Origin of the sequence: Kineothrix sp. MSJ-39 (assembly GCF_018917935.1) — a bacterium.
Taxonomy (GTDB): Bacteria; Bacillota; Clostridia; order Lachnospirales; family Lachnospiraceae; genus CAG-194.
Map to the genome: position 1 here is coordinate 26,604 of NZ_JAHLPN010000008.1, position 18,297 is coordinate 44,900.

Sequence of the window (18,297 nt, forward strand, 5' to 3'; positions counted from 1 at the left end):
GAAAGGGGATAAATTTGATCCGGACTGAAGAATTTACATTTGATTCCCGTGACGGGAAAACAAAATTACATGCAATGCGCTGGCTTCCCGAAGGGGAGCCTGTTGCTGTATTGCAGATCATTCATGGGATGAATGAATACATCCGCCGCTACGATGCATTTGCAACCTATATGGCGGAAAGAGGCTTTGCCGTAGTGGGAGAAGACCACCTCGGCCATGGCGAAAGTGTTCCGGAAGGGGGCACTTACGGTTATTTCTGTGAAAATGATCCGGCGACAGTCATAGTCAGGGATGTGCACAGATTAAAGAAGCTGACACAGCAGGACTATCCGACACTGCCTTATCTCATTCTGGGACACAGCATGGGTTCTTTTATCCTGCGTAATTATATCACCAGATACGGAACGGGCATCAGCGGTGCGATCATTTGTGGTACCGGAACGCCGAAAAAGAGCCAGCTTATAGGTGGCAAGCTGCTGACGGCAATCCTTGGCAGGCTGAAAGGCGAAACGTATGTCAGCAAGCTGGTCAATGAGATGAGCACAAAGGCTTACATGAGCGGCGAAGGAATGGAAACGGAGCTTGACTGGCTCTGCTCTGACCGGGCAGTGCAGGAGGCTTATGCAAAGGATCCGCTTTGCTCCGGTTTTACCTTTACTGTCAATGGCTATCATACCCTGTATGAGCTGGCACATCGCATGCAGAAGAAAGAGAATCTTGCGAAAATACCAAAAAAATTACCGATTCTGATCGTATCAGGTACAGAAGATCCGGTTGGTGACAGAGGAGAAGCACCGAAGGCACTTTACGATACGCTCCTGCATCTGGACATTACCAAAACAACTCTGAAGCTGTATAATGGCGCACGTCATGAGTTGTTAAATGAAAAGATCAAAGAGACCGTTTATTACGAACTGTACAACTGGATGGAAATTGTGTTAAATGAGCTGCAGTAGATGCAGCAGGTTATTTCACAGGAGGTTTGAATCATATGAAAAAATTTATCACACTGCTGGTTTCCGCAGTTTTACTGCTTTCCATGCCTGTTATGGCAGCAGAAGTCGACCAGAGCAAGATCGTCAATATTGATGCTTCCAAGTCGATCATCGCACTTGGTGCAGATCTTTCCGCAGAGCAGAGAGCGACCGTATTATCGCTCATGGATGTAACGGAGGCAGATCTTGCTAATTATCAGGTCATTACGATCACCAATGATATGGAACATCAGTATCTGGATGCTTATATGGATGCATCCGTGATCGGTTCCAAATCGCTTTCCAGCGTAAAGATTACGCCGGCGGAAAGCGGACATGGTGTACTTGTCACTACGAAAAATATCAATTACTGTACGACCGGTATGTATCGGAATGCGCTTCTGACAGCAGGCGTTTCCGATGCGGATATCCTGGTCGTAGGCCCGACGGAAATTTCCGGAACCGCAGCGCTGATCGGTGCGATCAAGGGCTATGAAGCCATGTCGGGAGAATCCGTTTCCGATACGACACTCGATACAGCGATGAATGAGCTGATCACGACCGGTGAGATTGCCATGCAGGATGCGGACAGCCAGGATATTGAAGAGCTGATCGCTTTTGTCAAAGCAAAAGTGGCAGCAGGCGGACTCGACAGCGATGACCAGATCAGAAGTGCCATTGAAGAAGGCGAAGATAAATTCGGTGTGACACTGACAGAAGATGAGATCAATCAGATCATCGCCATCATGCAGAAGATCAACCAGCTCGGACTGGATCCGAATGTGCTGGTTTCGCAGGCAGAAGATCTGTACAGCAAATTTGGAAAGGATTTCCTGAAAAATCTTGATACGGACGCGATCGCCAAGGAAGTTGCCAAAAGTGCGGCATCCGGCTTTTTTGCAAAGATCGGTGATGCGATCAAGGGATTTTTTGCAGGATTGTTTCAGTAAATGACATATCAGATCCGTAATATCAGAACAGAAGAATGGGAAGATGCGATGGCACTCGTCTGGCGCACATTTCTGAAATATGAAGCGTGCGATTATGAAGAAGAGGGTGTCCGCAGCTTTCTGGATTTTATCACGGATGAACGGTTAAAGAAGCTGCATATGATAGGAGAATATCCTGTCATGGCAGCTTTTTGTGATCAGAAGATGGTCGGTGTGGCATCCATGCGGAGCATCAACCATATTTCACTTTTGTTTGTGGACAGCGATTATCACAAAAAAGGGATCGGAACAGAGCTGGTGCACAGTCTGAAAGAGCTGGTTGCTGCAGACGGAAGACGGACATCCCTGACCGTGAATGCAGCACCGTATGCGACGGAATTTTACCATAAGATCGGGTTTACGGACACGGATCGGATGTGCACAAAAGAAGGGATTTCCTACACTCCGATGGAGTGGACTTTCGCATCTTTTACAGGGAATCCGACAGATTAGGCAACATGTATAGGAAAGGTTAAAATCTTTGTGTACTTGTGTTATAGGAAAAATCAGAAGTGTATTATATAATACCATTATCGGGTGACAGAATAACACCAAACATAATTTTAGGAGGAAAATTTAATGGCTAACTTATCATTAAAAGACGTATGTAAAGTATATCCTAACGGATTTGAAGCAGTTAAAGATTTCAATCTTGAGATCGCAGATCAGGAATTCATCATCTTCGTAGGACCTTCAGGATGTGGTAAATCTACTACACTTCGTATGATCGCAGGTCTGGAAGATATCTCTTCCGGTGAATTAAGAATCGGTGAGAAATTAGTAAACGACGTAGAACCAAAGGACAGAGATATCGCCATGGTATTCCAGAGCTACGCTCTGTATCCTCATATGACAGTATATGATAACATGGCTTTTGGTCTTAAGTTAAGAAAAGTTCCAAAAGAAGAAATCGACAAGATGGTTAAAGAAGCAGCTAAGATCCTTGACCTGACTCCACTCCTTGATCGTAAGCCAAGAGCTTTATCAGGTGGTCAGAGACAGCGTGTTGCCATGGGTCGTGCAATCGTTCGTAATCCTAAGGTATTCCTTATGGATGAGCCTTTATCAAACCTGGATGCAAAACTTCGTGTACAGATGCGTATCGAGATCGCTAAATTACATCAGAGATTAGGTACAACAATCATCTACGTAACACATGACCAGACAGAGGCTATGACACTTGGTACAAGAATCGTAGTTATGAAGGACGGTATCATCCAGCAGGTAGATACACCTCAGAACTTATATGAGAAGCCACAGAACCTGTTCGTTGCAGGATTCATGGGATCTCCACAGATGAACTTCTTAGATGCAATCGTAGAAGTAGTTGATGATACAGCAGTATTAAAGGTTGCTGGTCACTTCATTCCACTTCCACCTGCAAAATCTAAAAAGCTGATCGAAGGTGGTTACAACGGAAAGACTGTTACATTTGGTATCCGTCCGGAAGATGTATATGATTCAGAAATGATGGTAGAAGCTTCACCACAGAGCACATTCGAAGCTACAGTTAAGGTTTACGAGTTACTTGGTGCAGAAGTTTACTTATACTTCGATCTTGATGAGTTCCAGATGACAGCAAGAGTTGATCCTCGTACAACAGCCAGACCAGGTGATGTTGTTAAATTCGCTATTGATGTTGAGAAGATTCATATCTTTGATAAAGAAACAGAATTAGTAATTACCAACTAATCCAAACAAGTTTACTTGGGGAGATACATTGTATGTATCTCCCTTTCTTTGTATCGAGATAGAAAGGATGTGTGCATTTGATAACAGCACAGGTAATACAGAGCTGTCTGGATGATTTAAAGACAATTACAAAGGTAGATCTTGCAGTCGTTGACGTAGAAGGCGTTATGGTGGCAAAGAACTCGGACAGATTTGATCAGAATGTGGAATTTGTAACGGAATTTGCCGCTTCTCCGGCGGGAAGCCAGGTGCTTCAGGGCTGCCAGTATCTGAAGATCTATGATGAGGAAGATCCGGCTTATGTACTGCTCTGCGGCGATTCCAGTGAGGAATATATGATCGGAAAGGTTGCGGTATCCAATATCCAGAATCTGATCACAGCCTATAAGGAGCGGTTTGACCGTAATAATTTCTTCCAGAATCTGATCCTGGACAATCTGCTTCTGGTAGATATCTATAATCGTGCCAAGAAGCTGCATATTGAGATCCAGAAGCCGAGAGTGGTTCTGCTTTTGGAAATCCCGGCGGGAAAAGAAAATTATGCCATGGAATTTTTAAAGAGCATGTTTTCTGCACAGTCAGGCGATTATGTGACAGCGGTAGATGAAAATACACTGATCGTCATCAAGCAGGTAGAGGCTAAGGATTCCTATGCGGAAGTGGCAGAAGTAGCGGAAACGACTGTTGCAATGATGAATACAGAAGCAATGATCAATGTGCGTGTGGCATATGGTACGATCGTAGAAGAACTGAAGGACGTTTCCAAGAGCTATAAGGAAGCCAAAATGGCGCTGGATGTCGGCAAGATCTTCTATGCGGAAAAGACGGTCACTGCATACAGCACACTCGGAATCGGACGACTGATCTATCAGCTGCCGATCAATCTCTGCGAAATGTTCATTGAGGAGATCTTTGGCGGAAAGGTTCCGGAAGAACTGGATGAAGAAACACTTACCACGATCAATACATTCCTGGAAAACAACTTAAATGTATCGGAAACCTCCAGACAATTATATGTCCATCGAAATACATTGTTGTACCGTCTGGAAAAATTGGAAAAATATACAGGACTGGATATCCGTATTTTCGATGATGCGCTGACACTGAAGATCGCACTTATGGTGGTGCGGTATATGCGTTATCTGGAGAGTATGGATTATTAAATAGGCATGACATTACGGGAACCTCAGCCCATGCATAATCACCTTCGGTGATGGGCTGAGGCTGCATCATGCATTCCCGGTCACACATTTGCTACGCAAATATGCGACAAGTAATGCATGACATTATAAGCACTTTCATATATTGGACTAAACGGTTCAATATAAGGAAGTGCTTTTTTGTTTACGCAGAATAGAGATTATGTTTATGTGTATAAAGGAGAGCAGAAGCTGTCCGAGGCAGGACTGCGGAAGCTGACGGTCATGGAGCGCAAGGTGAAGGTGGAATTTCTGCTGCAGGATCTGCCGGTTGTAGGCGGAAAAGGAAAATGCAGGCTGCGTTATCTTCTGGGCGGAAAGGAGAAGGAAAAAAGCTGGGAGATTCCGTTTGTATCCGGCGGAGGGCAGATGCAGTTTCTACAAAAGCTGGAGGAAGCGGGAGAAATTGAAGGAATTGCGGATTGTAGGATCTTCCTGCCAGGTGGGAAGGAAATCCGCGGAGAAGCGGATGCTGTCACAAAAGAAAAACAGAATGTGGAAGAGGCGGCTGTGAAGATACAGGAAACAAAGCAGAAATCAGAAGCAGAGGAACAACAGATAAAGAAACCGGAATCAAAATCAGAAGTAATGCCAAGAAATGAGGAGCTATTATCAGCGAGTCAAAACGAGAGCCGGATAGAAGGAAAAGAAAGCAGGAAGGAACTTGAAATACCGGAAAATCAAGTGCTCTATATTCAGGATCTGACACAGCTTCTTTCCATGGGAGAAAAGCAGCGAGAGCTGTATTATAACAGTTTTCTGCTGCACGGCTATTATCAGTACAGACATGTGGTAGCAGGAAAAGGATTTATCGGTGTTCCGGGCAATTTCAGCCAGCGGGAGGCGATCGCTGCAAAAATGATGGGTTTTCCGCTTTTCATTGAGGCTGAAAATCTGCAAAATTGTGAGTTTGGAGAAGAAACCAGAACGGAAATGCCGCAGATGGGGACGTATGGCTATTTCCTGTGTAAAGTCGGATAGTTCAGTCTACGCCCCGCAGTGCGACCGAAGGAATATTGGGCTTCAATATTTCTATAAATTTCTCCAGTTCCATGCGGGAATAGGCAGAAAAGCCGGGGCATAGAACCTGCTCGCTTTCTTTGTAGGACTGCAGGAAGTATCTTTTTGCACCTTTGATCCAGTCGCCGATCTCACGGAAAGTGTCTGCGCTGTGCAGCTCGCGTACGACAGTGGTGCGGAATTCATAGGTAAAACGTTTTTCGTCTGTTTCATGCATCAGAAAATATACACTTTCCCGGATGCGGGCAAGCATTTCATCGGAAAAAGCATAAGAAGTGCTGTGATCTGCCGGATCAGTCAGTCCTGCAACCTTTAGATAATCGGATGGGCCGGATTTGATATCCATTGCCACATAGTCGATCAGCTTCTGCTCATAAAGCGTCTGCAGCATGAAAGGATTGCTGCCATTTGAGTCAAGTTTGACCAGATAGTCCAGTTCTTTGACCTCAGCTAGAAAATCAGGCAGATCATGATAGATCGTCGGTTCACCGCCGGTAATACAGACACCTGTCAGGATATTCTTTCTTTTTTGTAAATAAGAAAGGATATCTTGTTTTGTGTATGCAGCATACGAAGCAGGGTCTAATAACAGGTCACTGTTCTGGCAATATGGGCAGCGGAAATTACAGCCACCGAGAAAAACAGTAGCTGCCACGTGCTCGGGATAATCTAATAAAGTTGTCTTTTGTAAACCACAAAATAACATAAGCTTCCTTCTTTCTTATTACATAAAGAAACGCTCCGCGGGGATGCGATGTCCTAGATAAACAGTATAACACTTTAAAGGCCTGAGGGTATAGCAGATCTGGACAATTTATGCAGAAATGCTTGTTATTTTTGTACATACCCCGTATGATAGAGGCAGGTGGTTTATTTTATTTCAAAGGAAAAAGTGAGGGAAAAAATGCAGGTAGCAACAGACAGATGTCCGTGTTGTAATAAGAAGTTTTTTTATTATGACAGCAGACAGTATTTTTGTGGAAGTCCGATCAGAACGTGCAGAAAATGCGGAGGCAGTTATATCGATAAAAGATATCATGAACTGGCGATTGAGGGATTGCCGGGCAGTGAGTTTTCTAAAGGATCGTATCTGTTTCTGATTGCACTGGGTGTTTTTGTACTGTATAGAGGAATTCACCTGATGGGATACAGGGAGCTTGGTATGTCGGATACTGTAGTCAGCAGATGGTTATTACCGGTTGTATTTACTGTGATGGGACTGGTCCTGATCATTGGTGGAATCATTGAACTGATCCGTATCATAAGTGGAAGTAAAGCCAGAAAATGGGAACAGAAGAGACAACAGTCGGTAGCGCGTCTGCGAAATCCTGATTATGCATGGAAGCTGAAACAGGCGGGTTATCCTGTTCCGGAGGAATATCTGCGATAAGAATAACCGGAAGAACACGCTAAGGCGGTCAATACAAAAAGAAAACAGAAAAGAGAATAGTGAGGGAAAAAGATGAAAGAGAAATTAGCGAAGATTTTTGTGGCTGTGTTATTTATCGGCTTTGGTCTGTATTTACTGATCACAGGGATTACAGATCTGACAAGCAAGAGTGATTATGTGGAAGCAGAGATTGACATGGCAGGTGGAAACCTTACGGTCGAGCATTCCATCAATGGACTTATTCCGATAGGAAATGAGTATTACTATATAGGTGTTAATTCTGAGGAAGGTAATATCTATATTGTACGTGCAACGAAAAAGTGGCTGGATCAAAATTTTGATGCAGATGGCAAGGCAATAGGCGGAAGCTATACATTGAAGGCAAAAAAACGGAAGCTGGATTATAAGGTAGAGCGTGAGTTTAATGATTCATTTTCCAATATGGATATGACAGGGCTTCAGTTAGTCACAGGTACTTCGTCATATCTGGATACAGACTATAAAACCTTTGCGGTGAAAAAACTGGTCTGCGTATTTGCTTTTCTATTGACACTGCTTTGTATTTTTGCAGGGATAAAGGAGCAGGACGAGAATAGAAAGCCTGTATGGGGAAAAGTTATGGTAGTCTCCCTTCTGATATCTGCGGCATTGATGGTTCATGTACTGAGCTTTCTATAAGTACTCTGGCAGAACAGAAAGAAGTGAAAATGGGAAAACAGATATGCATGAATTGACAGAAAAGCAATTAAAACGCCGGGAAAACCGGCTCCGCGTAAAAGAAGAGAAGCTGCGCAGGGAAGAAGAAGCAAGGCAGCAGGCACTTATACTGAAACAAAAAACGGATGAAAAGTTTATGAAACAGGCTCTTTTGCAGGCAAAAAAAGCAAAAGAGCTTGGTGAAGTACCGATCGGCTGTGTGATCGTACATGACGGAAAGGTGATCGGACGCGGCTATAACAGACGCAATACCGATAAGAGCACGTTATCGCATGCGGAAATCACGGCCATTCGGAAAGCAAGTAAAAAATTGAATGACTGGCGGCTGGAGGATTGCGTACTTTATGTGACATTGGAACCCTGCCAGATGTGCGCGGGCGCGATCGTGCAGGCGCGGGTCAAAGAGGTTGTGATCGGAGCGATGAATCCGAAAGCAGGCTGTGCCGGTTCAATTCTGAATCTGTTTACGATGAAGCAGTTCAACCATCAGGTGCAGACAACCTATGGTGTCTGCGAAGCGGAATGCAGCCGGATTTTGAAGCAGTTTTTTGCCGGACTTAGAAAACGTCTGCATGAAACGGATGGTAGTGGTATCTACGAAAAGAAATGATGATGTTTATTCAGATATGTGATGTGGGAAAGGAAACAACAAGATGAGTGTGGTGTATTTGATTCTGGGACTTCTGGGAGGGATGTATGTGGTAATTGGTGGCAGTATCTTCTTGGTGTTTGTGACATCTGAAGGTCTGTCTGAGGCAGGAGGAGCGATTTTTATCCCGCTTATTTTTGTTGTGCTGGGCATTGGATTTCTGGCGGGAATTGTAATACATAAGAGTATCAAAGGGAAAATTCGGAAAAAGGGGAAAAAATATGCGGCGAAAGTGTACAGCTATGTGGAAAATACCTCTTTTATGGTGAATGAATCTTATACGGTCAATACAGTGGTACACTATTTTGATGAAACGCATGTGGAAAGGGAGGCTGTCATTCCGACCTGTTTTGAGAAAGGTTCCTCTAAAATGCTTCCCATTGGAATGACCGTTGACATTTATTGCTACCGGGATAAATATGACTATGATCCAAAATCTGTCAGGAGTGAATATCTGCCGGGAGAGGAAGAACTGATGGATGACAAGCCGGTAGATCCGATGCAGCTGAAAATGGTGGCTGTTTCCTGCCCGAACTGTGGTTCCAGTTTCCAGGCTGCAACGGGTTATTCCAGTAAGTGTCCGTATTGTGGCAGTTATATCAATGCGTAAATATGTAAAACAGAAATAATTTTGGTGCTATATGGCGTTTGACAGATAAGGGAAAATTCGATATACTATAAAGAACCGTGCAGCCGGGGCAGTAGCGGCGCCCTGTACCTACAATCCGCTCTAGTAGGGGTGATGGCCGGCAGAGGGTTTTGGCTTTCATAGCTGCCCTTAATAAGTGGCGATGACGTCTGGGTCTTGCGCAACAGGAATCTGTGAACCGTGTCAGGTTGGGAACAAAGCAGCACTAAGCAGAAGCTCCTGTGTGCCGTGAGGGTGCCTGGGCCGAGTTAACTGTTAAGGTAACGTATGGGGGTTTCGCTCGAAGCAGGTCGCACGGTTCTTGTAGTTAGGGAGATGGGGTCTCTAGTGGAAAGTTTAATGTTAAAGTTACAGAATGCTGAAATAAGGGCACAAAGAGAAGGCTGGATTGATGCTGACGAACTTGCTAAAGAATCGGGAATTACAGAAAGAAGGCGCACCATGCATATACAAAAAGCAACCGCTGCAGATCTTCCAAAGGCAATGCAGTGCTATGAAGAAATCATTGACAAAACACCGGATATCGAGCACCTCGCCATGTGGCGGAAGGGACAGCATCCAACTGAAGAAACAATCTTATCCTACATAAATAAAGGCGAATTTTATATTCTTTGGGATCATGAAGCCATCGCCGGTATGATGGCTCTTGCCAATGGCATCAGCGAAACTTACCGGACCATAAACTGGATCACAAAAGCCGCAGATACGGAAGCTGCAGAGCTGCACGTCCTTGGCGTAAACCCAGACTATCAGGGAAAGGGCATTGCCAGGCAGCTGGTCCACGAAGCACTCCGCTTATGCAAAGAAAACGGAAAAAAGGTATTGCGTCTCGATGTGATCGGAACCAATACCGTAGCTAAAAAACTATATCCCTCACAGGGCTTTGTATTTTGTGATACCGGACATCTGTCTATCCGTGGCTATGAGGATATGGAATTTCTGTTTTATGAGCAGAGAGTTTAGAAGAATGAGTTAATATAAATAACAACTTGAGATGCATTCGGAAGGAGTGCATCTCTTTTTTATTGTGATAAAACATGAAAATTATAGTAAATATGTATTTTGAGAAAAATGCAAACTAAATTAAAAATACATAATTAGTATTAGAAACAAACAAGAAACGAATGTAAATCAAGAAAAATGTAAGCTAAATGTATAAACGATAATAATTACATAAGATAAAAACAATTTTAAAGGAGGAAACTGATATGAATAAAGATGTAAGCTGTTGGATTAAAGTTGCTGGAAGAATTTTAGTACTGATTGGAGACATTGTTATGGAAAATGGGAAAAAAGGAAATGAAGGAGTGTATATACTAAGAAAAATGCAAACTAAATTAAAAATACATAATTAGTATTAGAAACAAACAAGAAATGAATGTAAATCAAGAAAAATGTAAGCTAAATACATATACGATACTGATTATATAAGATAAAAACAATTTTAAAGGAGGAACTGATATGAATAAAGATGTAAGCTGTTGGATTAAAGTTGCTGGAAGAATTTTAGTACTGATTGGAGACATTGTTATGGAAAATGGGAAAAAAGAAAAGGAGGAAACGAAATGAATGTAAATGTAGGAAAGGTAGTAAAAATTGTAGGTGAAGTTTTGGTGTATGTTGCAGAGGAAATCATGAAAAACCAGAAGGAGGAAACGAAATGAATGTAAATGCAGGAAAGGTAGTAAAAATTGTAGGTGAAGTTTTGGTGTATGTTGCAGAGGAAATCATGAAAAACCAGAAGGAGGAAACGAAATGAATGTAAATACAGGAAAGGTAGTAAAAATTGTAGGTGAAGTTTTGGTGCGTGTTGCAGAGTTAATTATGGAAAGCCAGAAGGAGGAAACGAAATGAATGTAAATGTAGGAAAGGTAGTAAAAATTGTAGGTGAAGTTTTGGTGTATGTTGCAGAGAAAATCATGGAAAACCAGAAGGAGGAATTGTAATGAAACTTGATACATCGCAGTTGGCTAAGGTAATTGGTAACATATTGATGATTATAGGAGAGGAACTGGCTGAGTCAGAGTCATCCAGCGACAGAATGGAGGAATAGAGTATGACAAATAAAGAGATAGCATTATGTAATAGTATCATTCATTCAGCAAGTGTTTCAGCGGGAGCAGTGGGAGCAGGACTGGCACAGATACCATGCAGCGACAATGTGGTAATTACCCCTATCCAGATTGCGATGGCAATATCGTTAGGCAGAGTATTTCATATTGAGCTTGATAAGAGTACAGCCAAGGGAGTTGTAGCCAGTGCTAATGCGGCAGCTGCGGGCAGATGTATATCCCAGATGTTGATCAGCTTTTTGCCGGGTGCTTCTAATGTGGTAAATGCATCAACGGCAGCGGCATTGACTGAGACGATTGGGTGGAATATTGCCAATAGATTTGCAAAGGAGGAAAAATCATGAAAAAAGAACACAGAAGAAAAATACAATGTCCGTTATGCCATAAATTTTATATTGTAAGTTTGGAAAAAGGATACATATGGTGCCCATATTGTGCCAAGCGACGGCGAATTATAGATTAATATATAAAAGCGGAAATAAATGTTAAGATAAAAAGGTCATTTTCGGAGATATGTGGTACAATAAAAACATAATTTGTTAAGTACGAATCTGTAATAAAAATAAAACCAAGGAGGGGATTCACATGATTATAATGTCATTAGACGAATCAGCAGGTTTTGCAAACACAAACAGTCCTGTATTTATCGGTGGTATTTTATATGATGATCATGGTATACAAGAGGAAGGTGAAAAGGAAAGAGCCAGAATTAAATGGTATTATAAGCAATTGTTTGAAAAATCAGGCGGTAAAAATGCTGATCAACGTTATCCAAAAGGTCTACATAGTGGACAGGGAGCAGATGAATTGGTTCCGGGTGTGAAAGCCGAAGTGGTAAAAACCTTACCGGAGTTTCTGAAAAAGGGAACATGTTACGGAAAGGAATTTAGTTCTACGCTATTTGGAAATACAATAAAAGAGCCGAAAAGAGAGGGCGAATATTACATCTGGCTTGTTTTGAAGAGCGAAGGCGGTATGCAGGATGAGAATGAGATAGAACCACAGTTTTTATTAAGGGAAGAGGAGGGGGATAATCTATATTATCATATGGCAGACGAAGTGTTGGAACATATTATTTTTCATAATCCTGTTCTTGGAAAAATAGAAAGATTACATCCATACATTGCAACGCGTTCTTCCGGATGGATCAGTCATCAGGATGCAGCTTATGAAACATATTCCAGACTTGGATATCGTCGAAACCAGACGCAGAAACAAAGGAATAATGAAGAAAAAACGCAGTTTTCTTTTATGAATGGAGATGTTTACAGAACACTCTTTACCCAGAAGATGATGTATACCCCGTGTTATCCGCAAATAAAAGAAGGCGAATTTAATATATGTTCCATTAATTATAATAATGAAAAAGCAAACATGGAATACCTGTATCTGGCAGATAGCATCTGTTCTTATCTGGGGGATACCCATCCGGTGCATGGAACGGTCAGACAGCATGAGCCATCTCAGTGGATCGGAGAAATCAATACACTGGCAAATGATATGGTGGTAGGAGAAGATCATGTACTTTTGTTTGCATATGATCGTATAGACATTCTTTTTTCCAATGCATGGAAGGCATATGAAAAAGGAGACTATCATACAGCTTTGACAATTTCTTATAAAGCAAAGGAGCAAAAAGGAGCCTTTGCCAGGTATTATCAGAATAAATGGTTTCTGCTTCTGGAAAATAAAATGAAGCAGGCAGATGACCTAAATGCATGGAAGCAGGCAATATCCCATATAAAGAGTAATATTTTCAGTAATGAACTGGAGCAGAAAAGAGAACTTTTTATCTATCATTTTATAGAGCAGGTTATGCAGAAATATACAACAGAAGAATGCCCTGACGAGAAGAGAAGATTGTTATATTGGTTTTACAATCTGGGAATTTCCTTATACTCACATGTAGGAGATACAAAAAAGGCATGGGAATGTTATGAAAAATGTCAGGACTATTTCGGAGCGGTCAGTACAGAAGATATTCTGCGTTGTAAAAATCAGTCAGTTGTCATATTGACAGATTCTTTCCAGTGGGAAAAGGCCAGAGAACAGGCAGAACAGGTATTAAATGGTTATATTTCCTTAAAAGAAGTCAGGTATGAAATAGCATGTACATCACCTAACAAGAGTTATTTGCCGCATCAAAAAGCAAAGAGTCAGATGGCACAGGTTTTGAGTTTATATCGGAATGCAAAGGCGGAGACCTATTATCTATCTGCCCTGGAAGGTATGCAGGGAAATATTGCAGATTATAATATAACATTATCCTATTTGCTGCATTTTTACATGGATATGGGATGGCAGGAAAAATATGAGCTTTGGGCAACAAAATATTTTGGTAATTATGATAAACCATTGGAGAGATTAGAATATCTGATTTCACACAGCTTTTGCGAAAATGCAGCTTATCATTTTACATTTGGGTTCTATGTGTTTGTCAGAGGTCTATATCTGTTTGAAAAAGATCAGATAGAGGACGATTTATGGGAAATTCTTGCAGATATCGTGACTTACATAAAAGAGAACGGGAAGAATAATCCATATGTAGAACGATGGGATACACTTAAAGGACATCCAAGCTATCTGATCTGTAAATATATGAGACTTTTGGCAAAAGAGCGGTCAGATGAACAGGCAGAAAAACTTTACAGAAAATATGATAAAGAATCACATAAGGGTCATGAAAAGATAGTCAATGCGATAGAGATCTTTGGAGAAGCGGAGATTTGCCATATAACTAATGATACAAAGAGTAGAGATGCTTATATAGACCAGCTGGAAGCTTATCTGAAAAATCCGGATCATTATTTTATAAGTATAGCGGAAGCCGGAGATATCCCGACAGATCCTGAAAGAAAATATCAGTATTTTGCAAATAAATTTACATTTATGTATCATTAAATCACACATAGGAAAAAGAAGGGGACAAAAATATGAAAGTATCAAAAGTAAATCACAAAAAAGCAGGAATATCAGGACAACCGGTAGAAGCAGGTGGAATGCTGTATTCATATCCGGGGAAGGCAGAAGAAAAGAGAAAAGAGGCAGAACTGACAGATTATATCAGGAATCTGAACAAAAAAGCACAGAATCTATACAATCTTTTTACCCCCTGTACTGATAAAGATAAATCAATCACAGATGCATTTACTGTACTTTTCAGAAAAATACTGATCAAGCCGATATCGGAAGGCAGGACAGACGAGCAGATTGTAGATAATATAAAACGTATCATGCAAAAGCAGATACTTGTAAAAACAAATACAAAACCTTTTCAAAAAGAGGAAAAAGCTGTCAGGGAGTGGAAAACTTTCTGGAGGATTACAGATCCGGTGGATAAGGCAGACAGAGTTGTTAATGGTTACCTGAGACAGAGCCTTAGGCGTAGTTATAAGGGGAATAAAGAGGAAAAATCCGTTTATATTCCAGATGTCATAAAGCAGATCTGCATAGCCGCTTTATCCGGTGAAGAATGTGACAGGGAGATTGGACAAATCGACAGGACAGATCTGTTATTTGCAATAAAGGGGATTCGTGCTGATTATACAAAGGAAGAACAGATTGCAAAAATTGCAAAATCTATAGAAAACCAGAATGTTCCTGTCCAGATAGGAGAGGATGGGAAACATCTGGTACTTTCCAGTGCATATAATGATAAGAAAAAATATATTTTTGAGTTTATGAAGGAATATGCAGGATGCGAAAAGGAACAGCAGAAAGAGTTATTAAAACATATGCGCTATCTGATTCTGTTGTATGTATATGGAGAACAGATTGCGGATGAAGCCAGAGAGACGGATTTAAGGCCGTTCAGTTTTGGTATCTCGTTAAAAGAAAATGACGGGGTTATATCGGAAACGCTTCTGGATCTGATACGGACAAGAGATAATACGCCAAGCAGATTTAAAACGGAAATCAGAGGGTATAATGACCAGATTGCAATAGAATGTAAAGATATTCTGGTACAGCATTATCAACAAGCTGTAAACACTGAAGGCATTTCTGATACAGACAGAAGATGGATCAATTTTATTTCAGATCGTGTTGCTGCTGTCCTGAAAGGAAAGCGCCTTACAGAGGAAAAACTATGCAAGTCCTATCTGTGCAAAAAAATATGGGAGGAATGGACAGCCTATATTGCCCGGAAATACATAGATCTTGGAAAGGGTGTTTATTACTTTGCCATGGATGATGTGGATAAGGTAACGAGGAATGAACCGGCAAATATCGGGCAGGCAGCAGATCAGTATCGGGACGGTATTTCAAGCTTTGATTATGAGCGAAATAAAGCAGAGGAAGCGATGAAACGAGCGCTTTCCCGTTATGTTTCATTTGCTGTAAATCATTTTGATGAATCTGTCAGAAGCAGTGAAGAAAGGCAGAAAAAAAGAAAAGAAGATATTTTAACTTTAAATGAGAATGAGATTATTGCCAATAAAAATGTAAAAAAGAATATATTGAGATATTTTGGCGGTGCATCGGGCTATGCAGGATCAGAAATAGAAAGCATGGATGATATAGCAATGATCTTTGCACTCAAGGAACAGCTATATGCAGCCAGAAACAGCTGTTTTCATTTTATGGCAGGAGAATCGAAAGCAGTCGGCCGCGAGGTTGTAGAAATATTACTTCGGAAAGAATACGCTTCAGTAGGTGCTGTTTATCGGAAAAGGTATTACTCTAACAATGTACCGGGGTTTTATGCTGAAACAGATATTAATATGCTGATGGATCGCCTGTATACAGCACAAAAGCCGAATATGACACAGATTCCGTCTTTTAATAAAGTAATTGCCAGAAAAGGGAATCCTTATCTTGAGTTTGTGGGAGCATTTCTGGATACAAAAAGCAGAAGCAGCGTTTTAAAGGCAGAGACTGCGGATATTTACAGAAGTACGCTGTATTTTCTCTTAAAGGAAATTTATTATTATGATTTCTTAAGACAGTCTGACATGATGAAACGCTTCAGAAGCGCGTTGGATACTGCACATATAAGAGAGCTCAAACGTGCTTCCCGTCATGAGCAGGAAGCAAGGAAAAATGCATATGAAAGCTTTTGTGGAAGAGCGGATTTGCTACAGGAAGCAGGACTTTCTTTCGGAGAATTCTGTCAGGAGATCATGACAGAATATAACCTGCAGAATAATCAGAAAGCAAAAAAACCGTCCGGCGTGAAAGTTAAGATAAAGAAAAAGGATGGAACAGAAGAACAGGTTATAAAAGCAATAGAGGATAATACGCAGATTTATAAGCATTACAGGACATTGCTGTACCTTGGAATCCGGGAAGCCTTCTTTACATTTATCAGAGAAAACATAGCAGATTATGGATTTTTAAAGAAACCGGAAGATAGAATGGACAGGATAGTATCGGAAGAGAGCTTTTGTCAGAACTGGCATACAGATGTATTCCTTCCTTTGCGGGAGCATTTATTAACTGATATGCTGTTTTCTTCATGGTATGTAACAGCACATTTTCTGGATCCGAAAAATCTAAATCATCTGATCGGTACATTCAAAAATTATATCCAGTTCAGGACAGATATAGAGAAAAGAGCCAGAATCACAGGCAATAGAACCTGTGATACCTATATGGAAGAAACAGAGAAATACACAAAGCTGGTGGAAATACTTGAATTTGTCAAGCTGTACTGTGGACAAGTGTCGAATTGTATAGATGATTATTTTGAAGATAAAGAAGCTTATGCCAAATATATTTCCTGCTTCGTGGATTATGGAAATCCGGGAATTGCCGGGCTGCAGGCATTCTGTGCCGAGGTACCGGAAGCAAACTATTACGATGGACAGAATCCGGTTCCAAACAGAAACATTGTATTGTCAACTATGTATGGCAATCGGGAAATACTGGAAAATACAATGCAGAAGATCACAGAAAAGGATTTTAAACAGTTCAGCAAAAAGAAAAAAGAATTGTCCGGACTTTTTGAAAAAGGAGTTTGCGAAAATAAAGAAGATCAGCAAAAGCTGAAACAATTTCAGAATATGAAAAACAGACTGGAATTTGTTGATGTGCTGATCATGACGGAACTTATGAATGATTTGTATGGACAGCTTGTCAGCTATTCCTGTCTGCGGGAAAGAGATCTGATGTTTATGCAGCTTGGTTTTTACTACACAAAACTGTTTTATACAGACTCCATTCCTGCACAGGATAAGCTGCGTGTCTTACAGGGAGATTGTGATATAAGAGATGGGGCGGTTCTATACCAGCTGATGGCTTTATATAACTATGATCAGCCGGTTTATAAATGGAAGGAAGGAAAAGCAACAGAATCTTCTGAACGACAGATTTCAGGAAAGATAAATGTATTTACCGAATCCTATTGTGACAGTGCAGAAGAATATGATAATGGACTTTGTTTTTTTGAGGATGTAGATGGCAGACATGGTGAATATATCCTGCTTCGTAATTATATTGATCATTTCAAATACTTTGCGAATCATGAGAAGAGTCTTCTGGAAATGTATGGAAGCATGTATGGTGGATTTTTCTCTTATGATACAAAGCTGAAAAAGAGTGTTTCTTATATACTGCCTAATATACTGCTTTCTTATTTTGTTAATGTACAGCTGGAATTTGGCAGAAGAGAAGTACCCGGGAAAAATGGGAGTCATACAACAGTTTGCCTTGGTGTGAAAGATATAAAATCAGACTACTTTACTTACAAGCCGGGACAGGCTGTAAAGATTGAGAAAGAAACAGATAAGCCGGGATCAATCGATATTACATGTCTGGCAAATTCAATGATGGGTGGTGCTATAAAAGAGGAAGATAAAAGAGCAATCCAGAAAAAGCAAAACAGGATGGGAGCAGATCGGACAGAGCAAGGCAATCCGTATCAGTTAGCGGCAAGAGAAAAGAGATTTTTAGAAGAAGTAGAAGCGCTGCTTGCTTATAAAAAAGAGTAAAATAACGTAAAGAGGGT

General features: G+C 41.1%; 16 protein-coding genes and 1 other RNA gene. 16 read left to right on the top strand and 1 reads right to left on the bottom strand.

Translation table 11 applies throughout. From position 1 onward, the window contains the following. Positions 1–14: 14 nt before the first annotated feature. The 6 genes from KQI22_RS06890 (at position 15) to KQI22_RS06915 (ending at position 5,835) form a co-directional block, all read left to right on the top strand. Positions 15–956, top strand: coding sequence for an alpha/beta hydrolase (locus KQI22_RS06890; protein WP_216551362.1), 942 nt, complete (start codon positions 15–17; stop codon positions 954–956). 35 nt (positions 957–991) lie between these two features. Beyond that, the gene (locus KQI22_RS06895; RefSeq protein ID WP_216551363.1) at positions 992–1,924 is read left to right on the top strand and encodes a DUF1002 domain-containing protein; all 933 of its coding nucleotides are present in this window, start codon (positions 992–994) and stop codon (positions 1,922–1,924) included. Next, positions 1,925–2,416, top strand: a complete 492-nt coding sequence (locus KQI22_RS06900; RefSeq protein ID WP_216551364.1) for a GNAT family N-acetyltransferase — start codon at positions 1,925–1,927, stop codon at positions 2,414–2,416. Positions 2,417–2,542: 126 nt separating this feature from the next. Continuing rightward, positions 2,543–3,655 (top strand): ABC transporter ATP-binding protein, encoded by a 1,113-nt coding sequence (locus KQI22_RS06905; protein ID WP_022004064.1) that lies wholly within the window; start codon positions 2,543–2,545, stop codon positions 3,653–3,655. Positions 3,656–3,732: 77 nt separating this feature from the next. After that, positions 3,733–4,818: a PucR family transcriptional regulator gene (locus KQI22_RS06910; RefSeq protein WP_216551365.1), complete on the top strand. Its 1,086-nt coding sequence runs from the start codon at positions 3,733–3,735 to the stop codon at positions 4,816–4,818. A 177-nt stretch (positions 4,819–4,995) separates the two neighbouring features. After that, on the top strand, positions 4,996–5,835 hold the full coding sequence (locus tag KQI22_RS06915) for a hypothetical protein (RefSeq protein WP_216551366.1): 840 nt from the start codon (positions 4,996–4,998) through the stop codon (positions 5,833–5,835). A 1-nt stretch (position 5,836) separates the two neighbouring features. Here KQI22_RS06915 and KQI22_RS06920 read toward each other — a convergent pair whose 3' ends face one another. Next, positions 5,837–6,580, bottom strand: coding sequence for an anaerobic ribonucleoside-triphosphate reductase activating protein (locus tag KQI22_RS06920; RefSeq protein ID WP_216551367.1), 744 nt, complete (start codon positions 6,578–6,580; stop codon positions 5,837–5,839). A 198-nt stretch (positions 6,581–6,778) separates the two neighbouring features. On the opposite strand from KQI22_RS06920, the gene KQI22_RS06925 reads away from it, so the two are divergent. The 10 genes from KQI22_RS06925 (at position 6,779) to cas13a (ending at position 18,280) form a co-directional block, all read left to right on the top strand. Further along, positions 6,779–7,264, top strand: coding sequence for a hypothetical protein (locus KQI22_RS06925; RefSeq protein WP_216551368.1), 486 nt, complete (start codon positions 6,779–6,781; stop codon positions 7,262–7,264). A 72-nt stretch (positions 7,265–7,336) separates the two neighbouring features. Then, complete coding sequence (locus KQI22_RS06930) at positions 7,337–7,942, top strand: hypothetical protein (RefSeq protein WP_216551369.1); 606 nt, start codon at positions 7,337–7,339, stop codon at positions 7,940–7,942. 43 nt (positions 7,943–7,985) lie between these two features. Then, positions 7,986–8,591 carry a tRNA adenosine(34) deaminase TadA gene (gene tadA / locus KQI22_RS06935; RefSeq protein WP_216551370.1) on the top strand — a complete coding sequence of 202 codons (606 nt, stop codon included), beginning with the start codon at positions 7,986–7,988 and terminating at the stop codon, positions 8,589–8,591. A gap of 43 nt (positions 8,592–8,634) precedes the next feature. Beyond that, complete coding sequence (locus KQI22_RS06940) at positions 8,635–9,240, top strand: zinc-ribbon domain-containing protein (RefSeq protein ID WP_216551371.1); 606 nt, start codon at positions 8,635–8,637, stop codon at positions 9,238–9,240. Between the two features lie 75 nt (positions 9,241–9,315). Beyond that, positions 9,316–9,577, top strand: an RNA gene (ffs, locus tag KQI22_RS06945) — signal recognition particle sRNA large type. A gap of 41 nt (positions 9,578–9,618) precedes the next feature. Then, entirely contained in the window at positions 9,619–10,242 is a 624-nt protein-coding gene (locus KQI22_RS06950) for a GNAT family N-acetyltransferase (RefSeq protein ID WP_216551372.1), read from the top strand. Positions 10,243–10,487: 245 nt separating this feature from the next. Continuing rightward, positions 10,488–10,634, top strand: coding sequence for a hypothetical protein (locus KQI22_RS06955; RefSeq protein WP_216551373.1), 147 nt, complete (start codon positions 10,488–10,490; stop codon positions 10,632–10,634). Positions 10,635–11,335: 701 nt separating this feature from the next. Beyond that, positions 11,336–11,695: a hypothetical protein gene (locus tag KQI22_RS06960; protein WP_216551374.1), complete on the top strand. Its 360-nt coding sequence runs from the start codon at positions 11,336–11,338 to the stop codon at positions 11,693–11,695. Between the two features lie 241 nt (positions 11,696–11,936). Next, complete coding sequence (locus KQI22_RS06965; protein ID WP_216551375.1) at positions 11,937–14,252, top strand: hypothetical protein; 2,316 nt, start codon at positions 11,937–11,939, stop codon at positions 14,250–14,252. Positions 14,253–14,284: 32 nt separating this feature from the next. Next, positions 14,285–18,280 (top strand): type VI-A CRISPR-associated RNA-guided ribonuclease Cas13a, encoded by a 3,996-nt coding sequence (gene cas13a, locus KQI22_RS06970; protein ID WP_216551376.1) that lies wholly within the window; start codon positions 14,285–14,287, stop codon positions 18,278–18,280. Positions 18,281–18,297: the final 17 nt, after the last annotated feature.